We start from the raw sequence: 19,617 nt of genomic DNA, 5'->3' as shown, positions 1-19,617 counted from the left end.
CTCGTGCAACCCACGACTACGGTCGAGCGACCACCCGCTCCCCTGCCACCCAACTCGCGCACGTTCGGGCGCGCGTTCGCCGACGTGCGCGACGCCTGGCGGCAGCGGGAGCTGTGGGGGCACCTGGGCTGGCAGGACATCAAGCAGCGCTACCGCCGCTCGGTCATCGGGCCGCTGTGGATCACCATCTCCATGGGCACCACGGCGCTGGCGCTCGGCCTGCTCTACTCGCAGCTGTTCAACCAGCAGCTCGGCACGTTCCTGCCGTACGTCACGGTCGGCTTCATCATCTGGAACTTCATCCTCGGCGTGGTGACCGAGGGCACCGAGGTCTTCATCGCCAACGAGGGCCTGATCAAGCACCTGCCCGCGCCCATCACGGTGCACGTGCTGCGCATGGTGTGGCGCCAGGCGCTGTTCCTGGCCCACAACATGGTCGTCTACCTGGCCGTCGTGGCGATCTTCTTCTCGTCGCTGGTGGGCGAGTACCGGATGGAGGGCGACGCCACGCTCCAGCCGGGCCTGTCCTGGGGCGTGCTGATGGCGATCCCGGCGTTCGCGCTGATCGTGGTGAACGCGGTGTGGGTGGCGCTGCTGTTCGGCATCATCAGCACCCGGTTCCGCGACATCCCGCCGGTGATCAACAGCTTCATCAACCTGGTCTTCTTCATGACGCCGATCGTCTGGCACGTCGGCGTGCTCAACAAGGTCACCGACGGCCAAGGCGGCTGGCGGATCCTGATCGCCGAGATGAACCCCATCTACCACTACGTGGAGATCTTCCGGGCGCCCCTGCTGGGGCACACGCAGGACTGGCACCACTGGGTGGTCGTCGGCGTCCTCACCGTCGTGGGGTGGACACTGGCGCTGATCGCGATGCGGAACTACCGTGCCCGCGTCTCCTACTGGGTCTGAGTGAGGCCGCAACACATCATGGTCAGCATCGACGTCTGGAACGCCTCGGTCGACTTCCCGATCTTCGACGCCAAGTCGAGGTCGTTGAAGAAGCTCGCGCTGGGCAAGGTCGGCGGCAAGATCGGCTCCGAGGGGCGCGTGCCGATAATCGAAGCGCTGCACGACATCAACATCTCGCTGCGGCACGGCGACCGGGTCGGCCTGGTCGGCCACAACGGCGCCGGCAAGTCCACGCTGCTGCGGCTGCTCGCGGGCATCTACGAGCCCACGCGGGGCAGCTCGCGCATCGTCGGCAAGGTCGCGCCCGTGTTCGACCTCGGCGTCGGCATGGACCCGGAGATCTCCGGGTACGAGAACATCATGATCCGCGGCCTGTTCCTCGGCATGAGCCGCAAGGAGATGGAGAAGCGGGTCGACGACATCACCGAGTTCACCGAGCTCGGCGACTACCTCCAGATGCCGCTGCGCACCTACTCGACCGGTATGCGGGTGCGGCTGGCGCTGGGCGTGGTCACGTCGATCGACCCGGAGATCCTGCTGCTGGACGAGGGCATCGGCGCGGTCGACGCGGCGTTCATGGCCAAGGCCAGGGACCGGCTGAACGACCTGGTGAAGCGATCGGGCATCCTGGTGTTCGCGAACCACTCCGACGACTTCCTCGCCGAGTTCTGCAACACCGCGATCTGGATGGACGAGGGCCAGGTCAAGATGCAGGGCTCGCTGCGCGACGTGCTCACCTCCTACAAGGGGCGTGACCCGTTCGAGCGCATGAGCGAGGACCAGCTGGAGCGGCTCGGACAACCGAGGGTGCTGAGCGGGAACGGTGGCGAGTAGGTGAGCGTGGTGGGCGCACTGCCGCAGGGCTCCGTCGTCGGGGTCGTGGTGACCCGGCACCGGCGCGAGTTGCTGGCCGACTCCCTGAAGGTGCTGGCGTCGCAGACGCGCCCGCTGGACCACCTGGTGGTGGTCGACAACGGACCGGACCAGCCGGTGGACGACCTGGTCGCCCAGTGCCCGATCCCGACCACGTACCTGGCCTCGCACCGCAACCTCGGCGGCGCGGGCGGGTTCGCCCTGGGCATGCTGCACGCCCTCTCACTCGGCGCGGACTGGCTGTGGCTGGCCGACGACGACGGCCGGCCCGCGGACGAGAACGTGCTCGCCGTGCTGCTGGAGGAGGCGCAGCGGCGGGGGCTCGCCGCCATCTCGCCGGTGGTGGCGAACATCGACCGGCCGGAGAAGCTCGCGTTCCCGCTGCGGCGGGGGCTGACGTGGAAGCGGAACGCCGCCGAGCTGGGGTCGGACTTCCTGCCGGGCATCGCGTCGCTGTTCAACGGCGCGCTGTTCCGGTCGTCCACCGTGGACGTCATCGGCGTGCCGGACTACCGGCTGTTCTTCCGCGGCGACGAGGTGGAGATCCACCGCAGGCTGGTGCGCACCGGGCTGCCGTTCGGCACCTCGCTGAAGGTGGCCTACCTGCACCCGGACGGGTCGGACGAGTTCAAGCCGATGCTGGGCGGCCGGTTCCACGCGCAGGACCCGGAGAACGCGGTCAAGCGCTACTACACCTACCGCAACCGCGGCTACCTGCTGTCCCAGCCGGGCATGCGCAAGCTGGGCCTGCTGGAGGCGTTCCGGTTCGGGCTGTACTTCATCGGCGTGCGGCGCGACCCGAAGGCGTTCGTCGAGTGGCTGAAGCTGGTGCGGCTGGGTCAGCGGGAGCGGTTCTTCCGCAAGTGAACCGGGTCCGCCCGACCCGGTTCAGCTCGGCGCGGAATCGCTGACGGCGAACCCGTCTTGCCTGCTCAGGCCATGGCTGGTGCGCTGTGGTCATGACTTCTGAAGCGCGTAAGACGACCCTCGTCCTGCACCTCGCCGGCAACCCGAACCCGATCTCGCTGCGCGTCTCCCCCGAGACCGCCGACGACCTCGGGCCACGCCTGATCCAGGTCGTGCGCAACGGCCACACGCAGTCGATCGCGACCGCCGACGGCGAGGAGTTCGTGGTGAACTTCAGCCACGTCGTGGCCGCGCACTTCGACTGACCCCGGTCAGCGCTCCTCGAACACCTTGCGCCACTGCTCGGCCGAGGTGAGCTCGGGCAGCGCGTCGCGGTACTGCCGGCGCAGCCTCGGCCACTCCCGGCCGAGCCTGCGGTAGTTGCGCACGGCCCGCGCCATCAGCGTGCGGAACTGCTCCGGGTCGCGCTTGTAGAACGCGACGCCGGTGCCGTCCGCCGTGGACACCGTGGCGCTGTCCAGGTTGCCCAGCAGGAACCAGCGGGCGTTCAGGGCGGGCACGTTGAGCTGCGGGCGGTCCCCCGCGGACGGCTGCGGCGGGCGCAGGTTGTGCAGCACGGACTTCGCCGCGCGCACGGCGATCTTCGCCTTGCCCCGGGACGGCCGCAGCAGCGCCTCGGCACGCACCAGGTCGAACGTCGGCGGCGGGAACTCGCGGGCGGACTCCAGCCGCCGGGCGTCGCCGTACTCCTCGCGGACCGCGCGCACCATCGGCAGCGCCGTGCGCAGCGAGTCGAACAGGCCCGCCGGTCCGGCCAGGAAGTCCTCGATCGCCTTCTGCTGCAACGCGACCGTCGAGTACTCCATGGACAGCAGGTGCCGCAGCGACAGCTTCAGCCCGTGCTTCACGATCGCGTTCCGCACGTCGTACGGGCTGTGCAGCGCGGCCAGGACCAGCCGGTTGCGGGTGTGGAAGTACGCCTGCCAGTCGGTCGAGTCGTTCTTGTCCGTCCACGGCATGTGCCACACCGCCGAACCCGGCAGCGACACCGTCGGGAAGCCGTGCTCCAGCGCCCGCAGCGAGTACTCCGCGTCGTCCCACTTGATGAACAGCGGCAGCGGGTAGCCGGTCCGCTCCACCACCTCGCGCGGGAACAGGCACATCCACCAGCCGTTGTAGGTGGCGTCGACCCGCGGGTGCAGCTCGGGCGTCTCGCGCAGCGAGGACTCGGCGAAGTCGTGGTCGGTCACCGCGCCGGGCGCGGCGCGCCAGAAGCAGGTGCCCAGGTCCACGATCTCGGCCGTGCTGTGGATCCGGGTCCGGGCCTGGAGGTTGAGCATGTGGCTGCCGACGACGACCGGCGACGCGGCCGCCCGCGCGAACGCGTTGGACCGCAGCACGGCCTCCGGCTCCAGCCGGATGTCGTCGTCCATGAGCATGACCTGGTCGGCGTCGGTGTGCTCGATCGCCTCGAACATGCCGCGGGTGAACCCGCCGGAGCCGCCGAGGTTGTCCTGCTCGACCACCCGCAACCGGTCGCCGAGGGCGGCCGCCGCGGCGGGGAAGCCGGGCACCGAGCGCACCTTCACCGCGCCCTGGTCGGCGACGAACACGTGGCCCACGACGTCGAGCACGGCCGGGTCGCTGCCCAGGGCCTTCAGCGCCTCCACGGCGTCGTGCGGGCGCATGGTCGTGATGCTGACCGCGACCCGCTGCCTCGGCAGCGGCTCGCGCACCGCCCACTCGGCGTCCTCGATCTCCAGCGGCGCCTCGTGGGTGAACACGTCGAACCAGACGAACCCGCCGTCCTCGAACGGCCGCAGCGACACCGGGAACTCCAGCGCCGTCCACTCCGCCGCGTCCCGGACGAACTCGCCCTCCAGGTGCACGACGTCGCCGCTGGGCTTGGAGCGGTACACGTCGACCCGGCCCGAGCCGCGCACCCGCATCCGCAGCACGACCTCGTCCACGACCGTCCACCGCTTCCAGTAGCTGGCGGGGAAGGCGTTGAAGTAGGTCGCGAACGACACCCTGGCGTGCTCGGGCACGACGAGGCCGCGTCGGGACTCCACCCGGCAGTGCACGTTCTGCGGCTCGTCCAGGTACATCGGCCGGACGTCCAGCGGGTCGTCGTCCCGGGGCAGGATGATCCGGTGCACTGCGTCCACTACAGGTCCCTACGGTGAGAAGGCGCGTGAGGAAGACGTGCGGGAACGGCGGCGGGGCGGCCACCGGGCCGCCCCGCCGGGCCGTTCACAGGTCGTACAACCGCCGCCAGTTCTCGCGGCTGGTCAGCTCGCCCATCGCGTCGCGGTAGGCCCGCTGCATCTCGGGGGCGCGCTGGTAGAGCTCCTTGAGCAGCTTCGTGCCGCGCTTGCCGAGCCGGACGGCCAGCTCGCGGTCGCGCCGCCGGACCCGCACGCCCTCCTGGGACGCGTCGGTGACGACCGCGGTGTTGAACAGCGACACGTGCCACCAGGCCGAGTCGCCCGCGGCGACCGCGCCGACGTCGTGCACGCTGCGGCCCAGCAGCTGGTTGACCACGCGCTTGGCCAGCACCGGCGCGAACAGCCGCGGCGCGGGCGGCGCCGGGATCAGCGGCAGGTCGCCGGAGGAGATGCCGGGCACCTCCGAGGCCGGGTGCTTGACCGTCTCGGGGAACTCGGCGCGCAGCTTGCGGATCTCCGCCGCCGCCTCGACCCCGCCGTCGCGCAGCACCTCGGGGCCCTTGAGGAAGTCCTCGATGGCCTTGAGCTGCGTCGCCGCCAGGCCGTACTGCATGGCGACCAGGTAGGTGGCGAGCTGGCCCGCCATGGACCGGCAGATCCGCTTCGGGTCGAACTGGCTGTGCAGCGCCGAGGTGATCAGGGCGTTGCGCAGGTTGAAGTACCGGTGCCAGTCGTCCCAGTCCTTCCAGTGGAAGTCGGCGTGCCACACGCCCGCGCCGGGCAGCGTGACCGTGGCGTACCCGTGGGCCCGCGCGCGGTAGCCGTACTCGATGTCGTCCCACTGGAAGAACAGCGGCAGCGGGTAGCCGACCGCCTTGACGATCTCCGAGGGGATCAGGCACGACCACCAGCCGTTGTAGCCCGCGTCGACCCGGCGGTCCTGCACGTTGCGCTTGCCGGTCTCCTCGTCGTACCCGGTGAGGTCGGCGTCGTGCAGCGCGCCGTCCACGACCTGGCCGGGGGCCAGCGTGTCGAGGTTGGCGTACTCCGCGCCCACGTGCAGGTGGTTCGGGTGCAGCAGGTACAGCATCTGGCCGCCGACGATGACCGGCTGCGCGGTGCGGTTGGCGAACGCGGTCGTGCGGACCACGATCTCCGGCTCGCACAGCACGTCGTCGTCCATGAAGAGCACGTTGGCGTGCTCGGCGTGGTCGACCTCCATGACCTCGTACAGGCCGCGGGTGAAGCCGCCCGCGCCGCCGAGGTTGGGCTGGCGGATGTAGCGCAGCTTGTCGCCGAGCGCGGCGGCGACCTCGGCGAACCGCTCGCGCGACTCGACCGGGTCGCTGCCCTGGTCGACCACGTACACCGCGTCGACCAGGCTCAGCGGCTCGGCGTCGGACGCGAGCGCCGCCATCGTGTTGAGGCAGTCCTCGACCCGGTTGAACGTGCAGATCACGATCGCGGTCGGCCGCACGCGGGCGGGCGGGGCGACGGTCCACCGGGGGTGCTCGACGACCAGCTCGTGCTCGCCGGTGACGACGTCGAACCACAGCGCGCCGCCGTCGGTGAACTTGTCGATCCTGGCCGTCAGGGTGACGACCCGTTCCCGCGCGTCCGAGACCTGCTCGGCGACGATGGTCCGGGTCTCGCCCTCCGCGTCGGAGGCGACGATCGACACCGTGCCGGAGCCGGTCAGGGTCAGGCTCAGCTCCACCTCGGGGCTGACGCACCACCGCTGCCAGTAGGTGGCCGGGAACCGGCCGAAGTAGGTGTTCATCGACACCGCGGCGTGCGGGTGCACGACCAGGCGGTGCCGCTCGCGGTCGGCGATGCCCTGGGAGATCTCGGCGTAGAGGTCCTCCGAGACGATCTGCGACGGTCCGGCGAACAGGCCGCGCTGCGCCAGCAGTTTCTCCGGAGCCTCGTGCTCGACGAGGGTGGAGTTGCCCGACATAACCGAATCAGTCCTCCAGCGAACCGTCCAGCGCCCGACCGGAGGCCAGGTGCGGGGCGATCTTGTTGTCGAACACGCTCAGCGCGGAACCGATCGCCATGTGCATGTCCAGGTACTTGTAGGTGCCCAGTCGACCACCGAAGACGACGTTACGCTCGGCGGCCTCGGCGCGCGCGAGTTCGCGGTAGCGCTCGAGCTTGGCCCGGTCCTCGGGGGTGTTGATCGGGTAGTACGGCTCGTCGTCCTTCTCGGCCGCCCGGGAGAACTCCCGGACGATGACCGTCTTGTCCGACGGGTACTCGCGCTCCGGGTGGAAGTGCCGGAACTCGTGGATGCGGGTGTAGGGCACCTCGGCGTCGTTGTAGTTCATCACCGGCGTGCCCTGGAAGTCGCCCACGGGCAGGACCTCCTGCTCGAAGTCCAGCGTGCGCCAGCCCAGCCAGCCCTCGCTGTAGTCGAAGTAGCGGTCCAGCGGTCCGGTGTAGACGACGGGGGTGCCCGCGGGGATCTCCTCGCGCACGTCGAAGAAGTCGGTGTTCAGCCGCACCTCGATGTTCGGGTGGTCGGCCATCCGCTCCAGCCACGCGGTGTACCCGTCGACGGGCAGGCCCTCGTAGGTGTCGTTGAAGTAGCGGTTGTCGAAGGTGTAGCGCACCGGCAGGCGGCTGATGACCGCCGCGGGCAGCTCCTTCGGGTCGGTCTGCCACTGCTTGGCGGTGTAGTCGCGCACGAACGCCTCGTACAGCGGGCGGCCGATGAGCGAGATCGCCTTCTCCTCCAGGTTCTTCGCGTCCTTGGAGTCGATCTCGGCGGCGTGCTCGGCGACCCACGCGCGGGCCTCGTCCGGGCTCAGGTAGCGGCCCACGAACTGGGAGATCAGGCCCAGGCCCATGGGGAACTGGTAGGCCTGGCCGTCGTGCATCGCGAACACGCGGTGCTGGTAGCCGGTGAACTCGGTGAACTGGTTGACGTAGTCCCACACGCGCTTGTTGGAGGTGTGGAACAGGTGGGCGCCGTACCGGTGCACCTCGATGCCCGTCTCGGGCTCGGGCTCGGAGTAGGCGTTGCCGCCGATGTGCGCGCGGCGCTCCAGGACGAGCACGCGCTTGTCGAGCTGCGATGCGGTGCGTTCGGCCACGGTCAGGCCGAAGAAACCGGAACCGACGACGATCAGGTCAAATCCAGCGAAGCTCACAGCAGTCGAGGGTACGGCAGTGACCCGATGCCGCCGTCTACACCCCATGGGGTGAAAGCAAGACACGAACGGGTCGATACGCTCATCGACCGGCCGCCACCCCGGCGGCCTCGACCACGCTCTCCTGACCCTCGATCTCGTAGACGACCGCGTCGGAGTTGCGGAACACCTCGGTGAACCCCGCCGTGCGGTCCAACCCGACGAACCCGCTCGCGATGCGGTTGTCCCGGCGCACGAACCCGCGGCCGACGATCACGTAGCGGACCTTCAGCTCGGTCAGGTCCTCGCGGACCTCCGGGTCGGTGTTGAGCTTGTTGAGGTTCTTGACCAGGTAGTTGCTGGGCGTGCCGGCGGGCGTGCCGTAGAACGTCCACTCGACCGGCTCGACCTTGGCCATGGCGTACAGCCACCCGCTGCCGTCGAACACGTCGTTCATCACGCGCTCGCCGGGCCGGACGTGCCCGGCCAGCCACCGGTAGGCGGCCAGCTCGCCGTCGCTGACGGTGGGCCCGTTCTGGTAGTTGGCCGCCAGCCGGGCGCTGTTGCGGCCGATGTACGCACCGCTGATCAGGCCGATGAGCAGGAAGAACACGACGCTGACGGCCACCGGGGCCCACGGCGAGCGGCCCAGCGCGGGCACCCGGTCGCGGTAGCGGTCCACGACCCACGTGCCGAACGCGACCACGGCCACGCCGAACCCGATCGAGCCGGGCAGCGGCAGCATGACCGCGAGCCGCCAGTGGTCGTTGTAGAAGTAGCCGGTCAGGCGCTGGATCAGCGCGCCCTCCAGCGACACGGTCACCGCGTACAGCCCGCCGAAGGCCAGCCACACGCCGACCATCCACACCATCAGCCGCCGCCGGACCATGACGACCATCCCGAACAGCGCGGGCAGGCCGATCCACCACTGGGGGAAGTCCACCACGCCGGAGAACGTGAGCATCTGGCCGAACGCGCCGGCGGGCGTGGCCTCGGACGGCCACACCATGGCGGCCACGCCCTCGGCCGAGCGCATGGACGGCAGGATCAGCGGCACGGCGGCGGCCGCGGCGAGCACGCCCACCGCGAGCAGGGTCGGCCAGGCGCGCTTCCACTCGACCGGCACGAGCCGGAACAGGCAGGCCAGGAAGACGACGCCGAGCAGGCCGGCCAGGATGAACGCGAGGCTCGGCTGGAGGCCGACCAGCGCCGCCACCGACACCGCGACGGCCACCGGGCCGGTGATGCCGCGCGGCCGGATCAGGTACGTGACCAGGGCGAGCACGGCCGGCAGCAGGGCGATCCCGGCGACGTAGGGCCACAGCGGGCCGCGCCACAGCGAGTCGTAGGGGAACGGCGAGAACCAGGTGGACACGGCGGCGGCCGGCGCGACCATGCGGGCGGGCAGCCCCCAGGCCAGGCCCATGGCGGCGATGCCGACCGGCCACACGAGCACGGTGGCCAGCGCGCCGGAGTTGAGCAGCGGCGGCAGCGTCACGCCGAACTGGTCGAGCAGCAGCGCGAGCAGCTGGTGGTAGGTGGCCGGGTAGAAGTAGGAGGTGTTCTCCGGCTGGTTGCCGATCGCGCCCGCGGTGGAGACCAGCGACGTGTGGTGCTCGGCGAGCCAGCGCACGAGGTTGCCGTGGTGCGGCGCGTCCCAGTCCTGGGCGAGGCGGTTGAGGCTGCTGATGCCCCGCAGGAACGTGACCGCGCCGACGGCGAGGCCGATCGCGACGCCCGCGCCGACCACCAGGTGGCCGCGCCGGGACACGCGGGGCCCGTCGTCGTCCGCCCGGGCGGGCCACCGGCGCCGGACCAGCGCCGTCACGGCGAACAGCACCGCCGAGGCGACCAGCACCCAGGCGCCGAAGGTGACCAGGGTCCAGGAGAAGCCCAGCTCGCCCAGCAGCAGGCCGCCGATCGCGACCAGGCCGTAGGTGAGGGCGGGCGCGGCGGCGGCCAGCGTCCACCCCCGCAGCCGGACGGCCGCGCCGAACAACAGGCCAGGCACCCAGAGCAGCAGAAGCACCAGCAGTGCAGCACTCATCGCGTCAGCAACCCGATCACTTGGCGTGGGCGCGGGTCCCCGGCCCGCTGCGACCGCAGACTACCCGCGCGGACCTCACCAGCGGCGGTGGGCCACTTGCACGCCGAGCCACGCGGCGTGGCGGGCGGCGACGCCCAGGCCGCTCACGCCGACGCGCTTGGCCAGGGCCTGCTTGGACCGCCGCAGCAGCCTGGTGTGCGGTCCCATGAGCGCGCCGCGGCTGTACTGGCCGGGGTGCACGCGGTAGGCGACCAGCTCCTCGGGCAGCACGTCACCGTCGGCCTCGGCCATCACCCGCAGCCACAGGTCGTAGTCCTCCAGCCGGACCAGGCGCGGGTCGAAGCCGCCGACCCGCGCGGCCAGCTCCTTGCGCACCACGATCGTGGAGGTGATGAGGCAGTTGAAGAGCAGCATGGTGCGCGCGACCTCGGGGCCGATGGCCGAGTGCATCTCACCCACGACCCGCCCGGCCGGGTCGATCTGCCGGGCCCACGCGCCGACCAGGCCCAGGCCGGGCCGCTGGGCGAGCACGGCCACCTGGTGCTCCAGCCGCCGGGGCAGGCACAGGTCGTCGGCGTCGAGGAACGCCACGAGGTCGTGCTTGGCGGCGTCCAGCCCGATGTTGCGGCCGACGGCGGGCCCGCTGCGCGGCTCGGGCGTGAGGTGGACCTGCACGCGGTCGTCGGGCAGCGTCCGGGCGGCGGCCCGGTTCTGCTCGCACTCGCCGTCGAGGACCAGCACGACCTCCCAGTCCCGGTGGGTCTGCTCGGCGACCGAGCGCAGCGTCTCGGCGAGGAACTCCGCCCGGGGCGCGCACGGGATCACCACGGAGACCGGCGATGGCATGGGGTTCTCCTGCTGCGGGGTGGGAACGGCCAACGCCGTACAGTAAGGCCCGCTCTCGCACCCCCGAGAAGAGGACACCCGTGACCGCGGCGAACAGATCACGGCTGGACGGTCTGCGCGCGTTGGCCGGCACGGCGGTGCGCCAGTCCGCGGTCACGATTGACCAGCTGGTCTTCAGCGCCATCACCTTCGCGGTGCAGCTGATCGCCGCGCCGGTGTCGACCGACGCCGAGTACGGCGTGTTCTCGCTGGTGGCGATCGTGCAGATCGGCCAGTGGTACCTGGGCCGGGCGGTCGCGGCGGAGCCGCTGCTGGTGTCGAAGGCGGCGGCGGAGGGCGACGCGCGGGGCGTGCGCGGCGCGGCGGCGACGTCGCTGCTGGTGGGCCTCGCGGTCGGGCTCGGCTGCCTGGTCGTCGGCGCGCTGGTGGGAGGGCCCGCCGGGACGCTGCTGGTGGTCCAGGCGCTGGCCTCGCCGTTCACCGCGGTGCTCGACCACGGCCGGTACGTCTCCTACGCGCGGCAGCGGCCGTTGCGGGCGCTGGCGCTGGACGGCTCGTGGCTGGCGCTGTTCCTGGCCGCGGTCGGCGTGGCGCTGCTCGTCGGCGAACTGGACGCCACGTCCACCTACCTGCTGTGGGCGTTGACCGCGGTGCCCGTGGCCGCGGTGGCCGCGTGGCTGACCGGCGGCCCGTTCGCGGTCGGCGCGGTGCGCGGCTGGCTGCGCGACCGCCGCGCCCTGCTGCCGGGGTTCCTCATCGACGCCGTCTACCTCACCGCGGGCACCTGGGCCACGTTCGGCGTGACCGCGTGGGTCGTCGGCCTGGACGGCCTCGGCCTGCTGCGCAAGGCGCTGGTCCCGGTCACCGCGCTGACCGTGCTGTTCATCGGCATCAGCAACGCGCTGCTGGCGCACCTGGCCGGCCGGTCCGCCCGCGAGGTCGTGCGCGCTCCGGCGCTCGTCTCCGGCCTCGCCGCCGCGGTCAGCGCGGTGTTCGCCGGCCTCACCCTGGTCGCGCCGGCCGACCTCCTCACCGCCGCGCTCGGCACGCCGTGGCAGGGCCTGCGGCCGGTCGTCCTCGTGCTCTTGGCGTACGCGTTCCTGCTGGCCACGGCCCAGACCGCGCTGGTGGCCGCCAAGGCGAGCGGCCGGGCCTGGCTCGGGCCGCGGGTGCGCACCGTCCAGTTCGCCACCGAGATCGCCCTCGTGGCCGGGCTCGGCCTCCTGCTCGGCGTGATCGGCGTCGCGCTCGGCATGGCGCTGGCCTGGCTGACCGCCGCCGCCCTGGCCTGGGGCGGCCTGCTCGGACATCGGGAAAGGTCCTAGATTCGTGGCCGTGCACCTGGTCGACATGCCGGTCTACTACCCGCCGCACAAGGGCGGGGTGGAGGCGTACGCGCACGAACTCCACCGCCGCATGCTGGAGGCCGACCCGGACCTGCGGATCACCGTGTTCACCTCGGCGGTCGGCGCGCCGGCGGGCGTGGAGCGGGTGACCGACCGGTGGACGGTCGTCCGCTGGCCGGGCCGCGAGGTCATCTCGCACTACCCCGTGCCGTACCCGGGGTTCACGAGGAAGCTGCGCGAGCTGTGCGGCCCGGACACCGTGCTGATGACGCACACCCGGTTCTACTGGCCGCACCTGTGGGCCGCGCTGTTCGCCAAGCGGGCCGGGCTGCGCCGGCTGCACGTCGAGCACGGGTCGAGCCCGGTGCAGAGCGGCGGCTGGTTCGTCCGGTCCGTCGCCGCCACCGTCGACCTGGTCACCAGCCAGCCCGTGCTGCGCTGGGCGGACGGCGTGGTGGCCGTGTCGCAGTCGGCCGCCCGGTTCGTCCGCGACCTCGCCAAGCGCGAGGCCGAGGTGCTCTACCGGGGCATCGAGCTGCCCGAGGGCGTGGTGTCCCGGCCGGACGACGACGCCGGCCCGGTCGCCTGCTTCGTGGGCAGGTTCATCAACGGCAAGGGCGTCGCCGACCTGCTCACCGCCACCGCGCTCCTGCACCGCCGGGGCGTGCCGCTGCGGCTGCGGCTGTGCGGCGACGGCCCCGCCGCCGCCGACCTGCGCGCCCAGGTCACGCGCCTGGGCCTCGACGCGCACGTGGCGTTCCTCGGCGAGGTCGACCACGACACGGCGCTGCGCGAGATGGCCGCGGCGACCCTGTTCGTCAACCCGAGCTGGACCGAGGGCCTGCCCACCACGGTGCTGGAGGCGGCGGCCATCGGCTGCACGGTCGTGGCCACCGACGTGGGCGGCACGGCCGAGATCGTGGACAGCGGCGTGACCGGCTGGCTCGTGCCCGCGCGCGACCCGGGCGCGCTGGCCGCCGCGCTGGAGACCGCCGTGACCGACCCCGAGCGCGAGGCGCGGGCGACGAAGCTGGGCGAGATCACCCGCGAGCGGTTCTCGTGGGACCGGACCATCGCCGAGTTCGCCTCGATGCTGGTCGGCGACGGCGGGGACCGCGCCGCGCGCTAGCCTGTTCTGCGACACCATCCGACTCACTCGCCAGGGAGGCCGCCGTGGCGGACCAGTCTGACGTATGGCTGGTCGTGCCCGTCTACAACGAAGCACAGGTGATCGCGGACGTGGTGCGCAACGCGCTGCAGACGTTCCCGAACATCGTGTGCGTCGACGACGGTAGCCGGGACGGCTCAGCGGACGCGATCCGCGGCACGGGCGCTCACCTGGTGCAGCACCCGGTCAACCTCGGCCAGGGCGCGGCGATCCAGACGGGCGTCGAGTACGCCCGCGAGCAGCCGGGCGCCGAGTACTTCGTGACCTTCGACGCCGACGGCCAGCACCAGGTCGCCGACGTGGTGCGGATGCTGGAGCGGCTGCGGTCCGAGCCGGTCGACATCATCGTCGGCACCCGGTTCAAGGGCGACACCTCCCACATCCCGCTGATCAAGCGCGTGGTGCTGCGGACCGTGGTCGCGGTCAGCCCGCGGCTGCGGAAGCTGAAGCTGTCGGACGCCCACAACGGGCTGCGGGTGTTCAACAAGAAGGTGGCGGACGAGCTCCGCATCACGCTGAACGGCATGGGCCACGCGTCGCAGATCGTCGACATGATCTCGCAGCGCGACTGGCGGGTGTCCGAGGAGCAGGTCGAGATCCTGTACACGGAGTACTCGATGTCCAAGGGCCAGTCGCTCATCAACGGCGTGAACATCCTGTTCGACTCGGCTCTCAAGACGGGGTCCAGGCGCTGACATGCTGATCCAGTTCCTGCTCATCGCCGCGGTCGTCGTGCTGCTGGTGTTCTTCCTCAAGAACCACGGCACGACCAAGACCGCGGCCGGCGTCAAGATCGGCTTCCTGCTGTTCCTGGTGCTCGCCGTGATCGCGGTGCTCCGGCCGGTCGAGGTGTCCAAGCTGGCCGAGCTGGTCGGCGTCGGCCGCGGCACGGACCTGCTGCTCTACGCCCTGATCGTGGCGTTCGGCTTCCAGACCATCAACACCTACCTGCGGTTCAAGGAGCTGGAGCTGCGCTACGCGCGCCTGGCCCGAGCGATCGCGCTGCGCAACGCCGAGCCGCCCGCGCACGGGGACGCCCCGGCGCCGGTGACGGGTGCCGCGGCCCAGGGCGTGGCCGCCGAGGGCCTGGTGGCCGAGCGGGTGACCGCCGAGCGCGTGGACGACCCGGCGCACACCGCCTGACCGGCACGAGACGACGGGCCGGTCACCCCGGGTGGGGTGACCGGCCCGTCGGCCGTCCTCAGCCCTCCAGCGAGCGGAAGTAGTCCACGGTCAGGCCCACGCCCGCGGCGATGTCCACCTCGGGCTTCCAGCCCAGCTCCGCCTGCGCCAGCGACGGGTCGATGGCCGACGCGCGCAGGTCGCCCAGGCGGGCCGGGGCGAACTCGGGCTCGTCCGGCGCGCCCGCGGCCCGCGCGACGAGGGTGTGCAGCTCGCGGTCGGACACCTGGTGGGCGGTGCCGATGTTGTAGCGGCGACCGCCGCCCGCCTCGCCCGAGGCCGCGACGAACGCCGACACGACGTCCTCCACGAACACGTAGTCGCGGGTGTTGCCGCCGTCGCCGAACACCTTCGTGGGGCGGCCCGCGAGCAGCGCGGACGCGAAGATGGCCACCACGCCCGCCTCGCCGTGCGGGTCCTGCCGGGGCCCGTACACGTTGGCCAGCGCGAGGTGCGTGCACTCCAGGCCGTACAGCTGGCGGTAGGTGTTGAGGTACACCTCGCCGGACACCTTGGACGCCGCGTACGGCGACTTGGGGTTGATCGGCGCGGTCTCGGCGACCGGCAGCTCCTCGGGCGTGCCGTAGATCGAGCCGCCGGACGAGGCGAACAGCACCTTGCGCACGCCGGCGCGGCGGGCGGCCTCGGCCACGTTCACCGTGCCGAGCACGTTCTTGGTGGCGTCGAGCAGCGGGTCGGCCACCGACACCCGCACGTCGATCTGCGCGGCCAGGTGGAACACCACCTCGGGGCCGAACGAGGACACCACGTCGGCCAGCTCCGGCGAGGTGATGTCCACCCGGGAGAACGAGTAGCGGTCGGCGTGGGCCGGGTCGGCGGGCGCCGTCCGCTTGCCCCGGCTCAGGTCGTCCACGACGTGCACCTCGTGCCCGTCCCTCAGGAGCCTGTCGACCAGGGTCGAACCGATGAAGCCGGCACCGCCGGTCACGAGTGCGCGCACGGGTTGTTCTCTCCAGAGTGGGTCGGGGAGCGGTCGGGTCGTCAGCGGGCAGCCTAGAACCACCGCTCCAGCACCAGCGCGACCCCGTCCTCGGAGTTGGCCGCGGTGACCTCGTCGGCGGCGGCCAGGGCGTCGGGGTGGGCGTTGGCCATGGCCACGCCGTGGCCCGCCCAGGTGAGCATCGGCACGTCGTTGGGCATGTCGCCGAACGCCAGCACGCCGCTCGCGGGCACGTCGAGCAGGTCGGCGACGGCGGCGAGGCCGGTGGCCTTCGTCACGCCGGGCGCGGCGAACTCCAGCAGGCCCTCGTTGGTCGACCAGGTCATCGCCACGGAGTCGCCGACCAGCGGCCCGGCGGCCCGCGCCATCTCGTCCGACGCCATGTTCGGGTGCCGGACCAGCAGCTTCACGGCCGGCTTGCCGAGCAGCTGGGCCCGCTGGTGACCGGGCAGCGGCTGCGCGCCCTCGTCCCACGGGTGCAGGTAGTGCTCGTCGGCGATGAACTCGGCCTCCGACGAGCCGCGGGCGGACTCGCCGACCCGCTCCGACGCCATCGCGCAGCCGGGCAGCGCCTCGTCCAGCACGGCGGCCAGGTCGGTGAGCTGCTCGGGCGTGAGCAGCTCGGCCGAGACGACCCGGTCGGCGGCGACGTCGTAGACCACCGCGCCGTTGGAGCACACGGCGTAGCCGGTCAGGCCCGCCGCCGCGGCCACCTCCGGCACCCAGCGGGGCGGGCGGCCCGTGGCCAGCACGAACGGGACGCCGGCCGCCAGCACGCGGCCGACGAGGTCGGCGGTGCGCGGGCTGACCCGGCCGAGGGGGGTGAGCAGGGTGCCGTCGACGTCGGATGCCACAAGGGAAGGTCTCTGCACCTCCACATGGTGCACTCCCCGGCGGTGGACTCGGCTACCGTCGCCGGGTGCGCACTGGGATTGTGATCCTGCCCGAACACCGCTGGTGGATGGCCGAGCACAAGTGGAAGGCCGCCGAGGAGTACGGCTTCCACCACGCCTGGACCTACGACCACCTGGGCTGGCGGTCGCTGGTCGACGGACCCTGGTTCGGGGCCGTCCCGACGCTGGCAGCAGCGGCTTCGGTGACCGGGAAGATCCGCCTCGGCACCTTCGTGGCCTCGCCGAACTTCCGCCACCCGGTGCCGTTCGCCCGCGAGCTGCTCGCCCTCGACGACCTCTCCGACGGCCGCTTCACGCTCGGCGTCGGCGCCGGCGGTGTGGGATACGACACGCAGGTGATGGGCGACACCTCGCGGCGCGGGAGGCAGGGCCGGTTCGAGGAGTTCGTCACGGCGCTGGACCTGCTGCTGACGCAGGACCGGACGACGTTCAGCGGCGAGCACTACGAGATCCGGGACGCCCGCAACGCGCCGGGCTGCGTGCAGCGGCCGAGGCTGCCGTTCGTGGTGGCGGCGAACGGGCCCAAGGCGATGGGCGTGGCGGCCAGGTACGGCACCGGCTGGGTGACCACCGGGCCGGACACCGACGACGACGAGGAGTGGTGGGCCGGCGTGGCCGCCATCACGGCGACGTTCCGGGAGGTGCTGGCCGGCATCGGGCGGGAGAAGGCGACGATCGACTTCCACCTCAACGCCGACTCGTGCCCGGTGTACTCGCTGACCAGCGTCGAGCGGTTCCGCGAGGTGGTCGGGCGGGCGCGGGAGCTGGGGTTCACCGACCTGGCCGTGCACTGGCCGCGCGCCGACGGCGTCTACGCGGGCAGCGAGGCCGTGCTGGAGCGGGTCGCGGCCGACGTGCTGCCCGGGTTGGTGGGCCGCTAGCGTTCCCCGCTGTGCGGAGAGTCGTGGTGATCGGTGGCGGGATCGTGGGTCTCGCCACGGCGCGGGAGCTGGCGCGGCGCGGTCATGAGGTGGTGGTGCTGGAGAAGGAGCCCCGGTGGGCGGCCCACCAGACCGGACACAACAGCAACGTCGTGCACGCGGGCCTGTACTACAAGCCCGGGTCGCTCAAGGCGCGCATGTCGGTGGCCGGCAACGCCTCGATCGTCGCCTACGCGCGGGAGCACGGCGTGCCGGTGGACGTGTGCGGCAAGCTCGTCGTCGCCACCTCGCCGGACGAGGTGCCGCGGCTGGAGGCGCTGGCGGAGCGGGCCGCGGCCAACGGCGTGCCGGCGCGGCGGATCGGCGTGGACGAGGCCCGCGAGCACGAGCCCGAGGTGGCGGCGGTGGCCGCGCTGCGGGTGGAGAGCACCGGGGTCATCGACTTCCCCGCCGTGTGCCACGCGCTGGTGCGCGAGCTGAACGACCACGATTTGCGGTTGCACACGCCTGCGCTGGCGATCCGGCGGGCGCTGAGCGGCGGTGGCGTCGAGGTCGCGACCACGCGGGGTGTGGTGCGGGCGGACGCGCTGGTCAACTGCGCGGGCCTGCACAGCGACCGGATCGCCCGGATGGCGGGCGTGACGCCCTCGGCGGCGATCGTGCCGTTCCGGGGCGAGTACTACGAGCTGCGGCACGACCGGCGCAAGCTGGTGCGCGGGCTCATCTACCCGGTGCCGGACCCGGCGCTGCCCTTCCTGGGCGTGCACCTGACCCGGATGCTGGACGGCAGCGTGCACGCCGGGCCCAACGCGGTGCTCGCCCTGCGCCGCGAGGGCTACCGGTGGCGTGACGTGTCGCCGGCCGACGTCGTCGACGTGGCGCGGTTCCCGGGCACCTGGCGGCTGGCCCGCCGGTTCGCCCGCACCGGCGCCGAGGAGGTGCTGCGGTCGCTGTCGCGCAAGCGCTTCGCCCGGAGCCTGGCCCGGCTGGTGCCCGCGATCCGCGAGGACGACCTGGTGCGCGCGTCCGCGGGCGTGCGGGCGCAGGCGATGCGCGCCGACGGGTCGCTGGTGGACGACTTCCTGATCGACACCGCGCCGCGGCAGGTGCACGTGCTGAACGCGCCCTCACCCGCCGCGACGTCGGCGCTGGAGATCGGCCGGCACGTGGCCGGCCGGGTGGAGCTCAGCTGGTCCTGAGGTCCGCCAGGAAGGCGGTGAACGCCGACCGGCTGAACTCCAGCACCTCGCCACCGGGGTTCTTCGTGTCCAGGACCCCGGTGCGCGCCTCCCCCACCGACACCCCGACGCACGCGCTCGCGGTGTTGCTGGCGCTGGAGGTGAGGTAGACCCTGCCGTCCCGGACCAGTCGCTTTCTCATGATTCCCTCACCGCTCGAATGAAGTCGACAGTCTCACCGGCCGAGAGCGCGCGGGCAGCAGCGTCGTCCCACACCGCTCGCAGTCGCGCGACCCCTTCCGCGTCCTCCACCGGGCTCAGCCCGATGAGACTGTCCACGTAGGCCGCACCCAGGTCGTCGGCGGGGAAGTCGCAGATGATCAGTGTCCCAGAGAGGGCACCGTAGGCACCAGCGCCGTTCGGGATCACCTGGACGGTCACGTTGGGCAGGCGTGCCGCTTCCAGCAGGTAGTCCCACTGGTCCGCCATGGTGGCGGGCCCGCCGATCTCCCGGCGCAGCGCCGCTTCGTCGATGAGCGCGTGCAGGACGAGCGGGTCCGGTTCCCGCCGGAGCAGGCCCTGCCGGTCCAGCCGCTCCGGCGCGGCCCGCTCCTCCCAGTTCTCGCCGGGCAGCAGGAACCTGTTGCCGACCGCCACCGCCGAGGCGTAGTCGCTGGTCTGGAGCAGGCCCGGGATGAGCACCGGGTCGATGGTCCGCTCCACCACCGCCTCGGTCTCGTCGCGGCGGAAGCGCAGGTAGCTCTTGGGCAGCGCCGCCGCGTGCTCGATGGGGACGGCTTCGTCGTCGGCGACCTCCCAGAGCATCATGGCGCGCTCGCGCTCCTCGTCGCTCACCCTCAGCACGGCGAGGATGGCGAAGAACAGGGCCCACCTCGGCCGGGCTTCGCCCGCGATCATCCGGCTCCAGGTGGAGCGCGAGGTGCGGACCTCCTTGATGATCTGGTCGGCCTTGAGGCCGGACTTCTCCCGGTACTCCTCCATGAGCGCGCCGAGCTTGCGCTTGCCGCGCGTGGTCCCCACTGCCATTGGCTCACCTTAGCGACTCTGAGTAGCGGCTCCTCACCGCGACATCACTCTTTCGGGAATACCGAATCCGTGCGTTGCGAAGACTACTGTGTC

19 protein-coding genes are annotated in these 19,617 nt (G+C 71.9%); 10 read left to right on the top strand and 9 right to left on the bottom strand.

The genetic code is table 11. The features are described 5' to 3' along the window. Positions 1-3 precede the first annotated feature (3 nt). The 4 genes from ACIGNX_RS16335 (at position 4) to ACIGNX_RS16320 (ending at position 2,960) form a co-directional block, all read left to right on the top strand. Complete coding sequence (locus ACIGNX_RS16335) at positions 4-915, top strand: ABC transporter permease (protein WP_396540680.1); 912 nt, start codon at positions 4-6, stop codon at positions 913-915. Between the two features lie 18 nt (positions 916-933). Next, positions 934-1,749, top strand: coding sequence for an ABC transporter ATP-binding protein (locus ACIGNX_RS16330; protein ID WP_396541065.1), 816 nt, complete (start codon positions 934-936; stop codon positions 1,747-1,749). A gap of 9 nt (positions 1,750-1,758) precedes the next feature. Then, positions 1,759-2,655 carry a glycosyltransferase gene (locus tag ACIGNX_RS16325; RefSeq protein WP_396540678.1) on the top strand — a complete coding sequence of 299 codons (897 nt, stop codon included), beginning with the start codon at positions 1,759-1,761 and terminating at the stop codon, positions 2,653-2,655. 92 nt (positions 2,656-2,747) lie between these two features. After that, positions 2,748-2,960 carry a hypothetical protein gene (locus tag ACIGNX_RS16320; RefSeq protein ID WP_396540676.1) on the top strand — a complete coding sequence of 71 codons (213 nt, stop codon included), beginning with the start codon at positions 2,748-2,750 and terminating at the stop codon, positions 2,958-2,960. A 6-nt stretch (positions 2,961-2,966) separates the two neighbouring features. On the opposite strand, the gene ACIGNX_RS16315 is transcribed toward ACIGNX_RS16320, so the two are convergent. The 5 genes from ACIGNX_RS16315 to ACIGNX_RS16295 form a co-directional block, all read right to left on the bottom strand. Then, positions 2,967-4,823, bottom strand: coding sequence for a glycosyltransferase (locus ACIGNX_RS16315; protein WP_396540674.1), 1,857 nt, complete (start codon positions 4,821-4,823; stop codon positions 2,967-2,969). A gap of 85 nt (positions 4,824-4,908) precedes the next feature. After that, positions 4,909-6,780 carry a glycosyltransferase gene (locus tag ACIGNX_RS16310; RefSeq protein ID WP_396540672.1) on the bottom strand — a complete coding sequence of 624 codons (1,872 nt, stop codon included), beginning with the start codon at positions 6,778-6,780 and terminating at the stop codon, positions 4,909-4,911. Positions 6,781-6,787: 7 nt separating this feature from the next. After that, positions 6,788-8,023: a UDP-galactopyranose mutase gene (glf, locus tag ACIGNX_RS16305; RefSeq protein WP_396540670.1), complete on the bottom strand. Its 1,236-nt coding sequence runs from the start codon at positions 8,021-8,023 to the stop codon at positions 6,788-6,790. A 34-nt stretch (positions 8,024-8,057) separates the two neighbouring features. Continuing rightward, positions 8,058-9,965 carry a DUF6541 family protein gene (locus ACIGNX_RS16300; protein ID WP_396540668.1) on the bottom strand — a complete coding sequence of 636 codons (1,908 nt, stop codon included), beginning with the start codon at positions 9,963-9,965 and terminating at the stop codon, positions 8,058-8,060. A 111-nt stretch (positions 9,966-10,076) separates the two neighbouring features. Next, the gene (locus ACIGNX_RS16295) at positions 10,077-10,847 is read right to left on the bottom strand and encodes a glycosyltransferase family 2 protein (RefSeq protein ID WP_396540666.1); all 771 of its coding nucleotides are present in this window, start codon (positions 10,845-10,847) and stop codon (positions 10,077-10,079) included. 80 nt (positions 10,848-10,927) lie between these two features. Here ACIGNX_RS16295 and ACIGNX_RS16290 point away from each other — a divergent pair, with 80 nt between their 5' ends. From ACIGNX_RS16290 to ACIGNX_RS16275, 4 genes are read left to right on the top strand one after another with little or no spacing between them, the layout of a single operon-like run. Beyond that, positions 10,928-12,172, top strand: a complete 1,245-nt coding sequence (locus tag ACIGNX_RS16290; RefSeq protein ID WP_396540665.1) for a hypothetical protein — start codon at positions 10,928-10,930, stop codon at positions 12,170-12,172. Positions 12,173-12,182: 10 nt separating this feature from the next. Further along, a complete protein-coding gene (locus tag ACIGNX_RS16285) occupies positions 12,183-13,322 on the top strand; it encodes a glycosyltransferase family 4 protein (protein ID WP_396540663.1) in 1,140 nt (379 codons plus the stop codon). 44 nt (positions 13,323-13,366) lie between these two features. Then, the gene (locus tag ACIGNX_RS16280) at positions 13,367-14,056 is read left to right on the top strand and encodes a glycosyltransferase family 2 protein (RefSeq protein ID WP_396540661.1); all 690 of its coding nucleotides are present in this window, start codon (positions 13,367-13,369) and stop codon (positions 14,054-14,056) included. 1 nt (position 14,057) lies between these two features. Continuing rightward, positions 14,058-14,504, top strand: coding sequence for a DUF2304 domain-containing protein (locus ACIGNX_RS16275; protein ID WP_396540660.1), 447 nt, complete (start codon positions 14,058-14,060; stop codon positions 14,502-14,504). 58 nt (positions 14,505-14,562) lie between these two features. On the opposite strand, the gene ACIGNX_RS16270 is transcribed toward ACIGNX_RS16275, so the two are convergent. Beyond that, positions 14,563-15,504, bottom strand: coding sequence for an NAD-dependent epimerase/dehydratase family protein (locus ACIGNX_RS16270; protein ID WP_396540658.1), 942 nt, complete (start codon positions 15,502-15,504; stop codon positions 14,563-14,565). Positions 15,505-15,557: 53 nt separating this feature from the next. Further along, on the bottom strand, positions 15,558-16,376 hold the full coding sequence (locus ACIGNX_RS16265) for a Cof-type HAD-IIB family hydrolase (protein ID WP_396540656.1): 819 nt from the start codon (positions 16,374-16,376) through the stop codon (positions 15,558-15,560). Positions 16,377-16,423: 47 nt separating this feature from the next. On the opposite strand from ACIGNX_RS16265, the gene ACIGNX_RS16260 reads away from it, so the two are divergent. Then, entirely contained in the window at positions 16,424-17,299 is an 876-nt protein-coding gene (locus ACIGNX_RS16260) for an LLM class flavin-dependent oxidoreductase (RefSeq protein ID WP_396540654.1), read from the top strand. An 11-nt stretch (positions 17,300-17,310) separates the two neighbouring features. Then, the gene (gene lhgO, locus ACIGNX_RS16255) at positions 17,311-18,498 is read left to right on the top strand and encodes an L-2-hydroxyglutarate oxidase (protein WP_396540652.1); all 1,188 of its coding nucleotides are present in this window, start codon (positions 17,311-17,313) and stop codon (positions 18,496-18,498) included. Here the strand turns inward: lhgO and ACIGNX_RS16250 are convergent. Both ACIGNX_RS16250 and ACIGNX_RS16245 read right to left on the bottom strand, forming a co-directional pair. Further along, on the bottom strand, positions 18,485-18,679 hold the full coding sequence (locus ACIGNX_RS16250) for a DUF397 domain-containing protein (protein ID WP_396540650.1): 195 nt from the start codon (positions 18,677-18,679) through the stop codon (positions 18,485-18,487). The two genes, lhgO and ACIGNX_RS16250, sit on opposite strands and share 14 nt — an antisense overlap. Next, positions 18,676-19,524: a helix-turn-helix domain-containing protein gene (locus ACIGNX_RS16245; RefSeq protein WP_396540648.1), complete on the bottom strand. Its 849-nt coding sequence runs from the start codon at positions 19,522-19,524 to the stop codon at positions 18,676-18,678. Before ACIGNX_RS16245 ends, ACIGNX_RS16250 begins: the two co-directional genes overlap by 4 nt. Positions 19,525-19,617: the final 93 nt, after the last annotated feature.

Source organism: Actinosynnema sp. NPDC053489 (assembly GCF_044544865.1).
Classification (GTDB): domain Bacteria; phylum Actinomycetota; class Actinomycetes; order Mycobacteriales; family Pseudonocardiaceae; genus Actinosynnema.
This window is presented reverse-complemented; position numbering and strand designations above follow the sequence as displayed.

Bases quoted from the DNA above. Each gene is read 5' to 3' on its own strand.
- ACIGNX_RS16330 (WP_396541065.1), top strand. From the start codon at position 934: ATGGTCAGCATCGACGTCTGGAACGCCTCGGTCGACTTCCCGATCTTC.
- ACIGNX_RS16320 (WP_396540676.1), top strand. From the start codon at position 2,748: ATGACTTCTGAAGCGCGTAAGACGACCCTCGTCCTGCACCTCGCCGGC.
- ACIGNX_RS16310 (WP_396540672.1), bottom strand. From the start codon at position 6,780: ATGTCGGGCAACTCCACCCTCGTCGAGCACGAGGCTCCGGAGAAACTG.
- glf (WP_396540670.1), bottom strand. From the start codon at position 8,023: ATGGGGTGTAGACGGCGGCATCGGGTCACTGCCGTACCCTCGACTGCT.
- ACIGNX_RS16295 (WP_396540666.1), bottom strand. From the start codon at position 10,847: ATGCCATCGCCGGTCTCCGTGGTGATCCCGTGCGCGCCCCGGGCGGAG.
- ACIGNX_RS16275 (WP_396540660.1), top strand. From the start codon at position 14,058: ATGCTGATCCAGTTCCTGCTCATCGCCGCGGTCGTCGTGCTGCTGGTG.
- ACIGNX_RS16250 (WP_396540650.1), bottom strand. From the start codon at position 18,679: ATGAGAAAGCGACTGGTCCGGGACGGCAGGGTCTACCTCACCTCCAGC.
- ACIGNX_RS16245 (WP_396540648.1), bottom strand. From the start codon at position 19,524: ATGGCAGTGGGGACCACGCGCGGCAAGCGCAAGCTCGGCGCGCTCATG.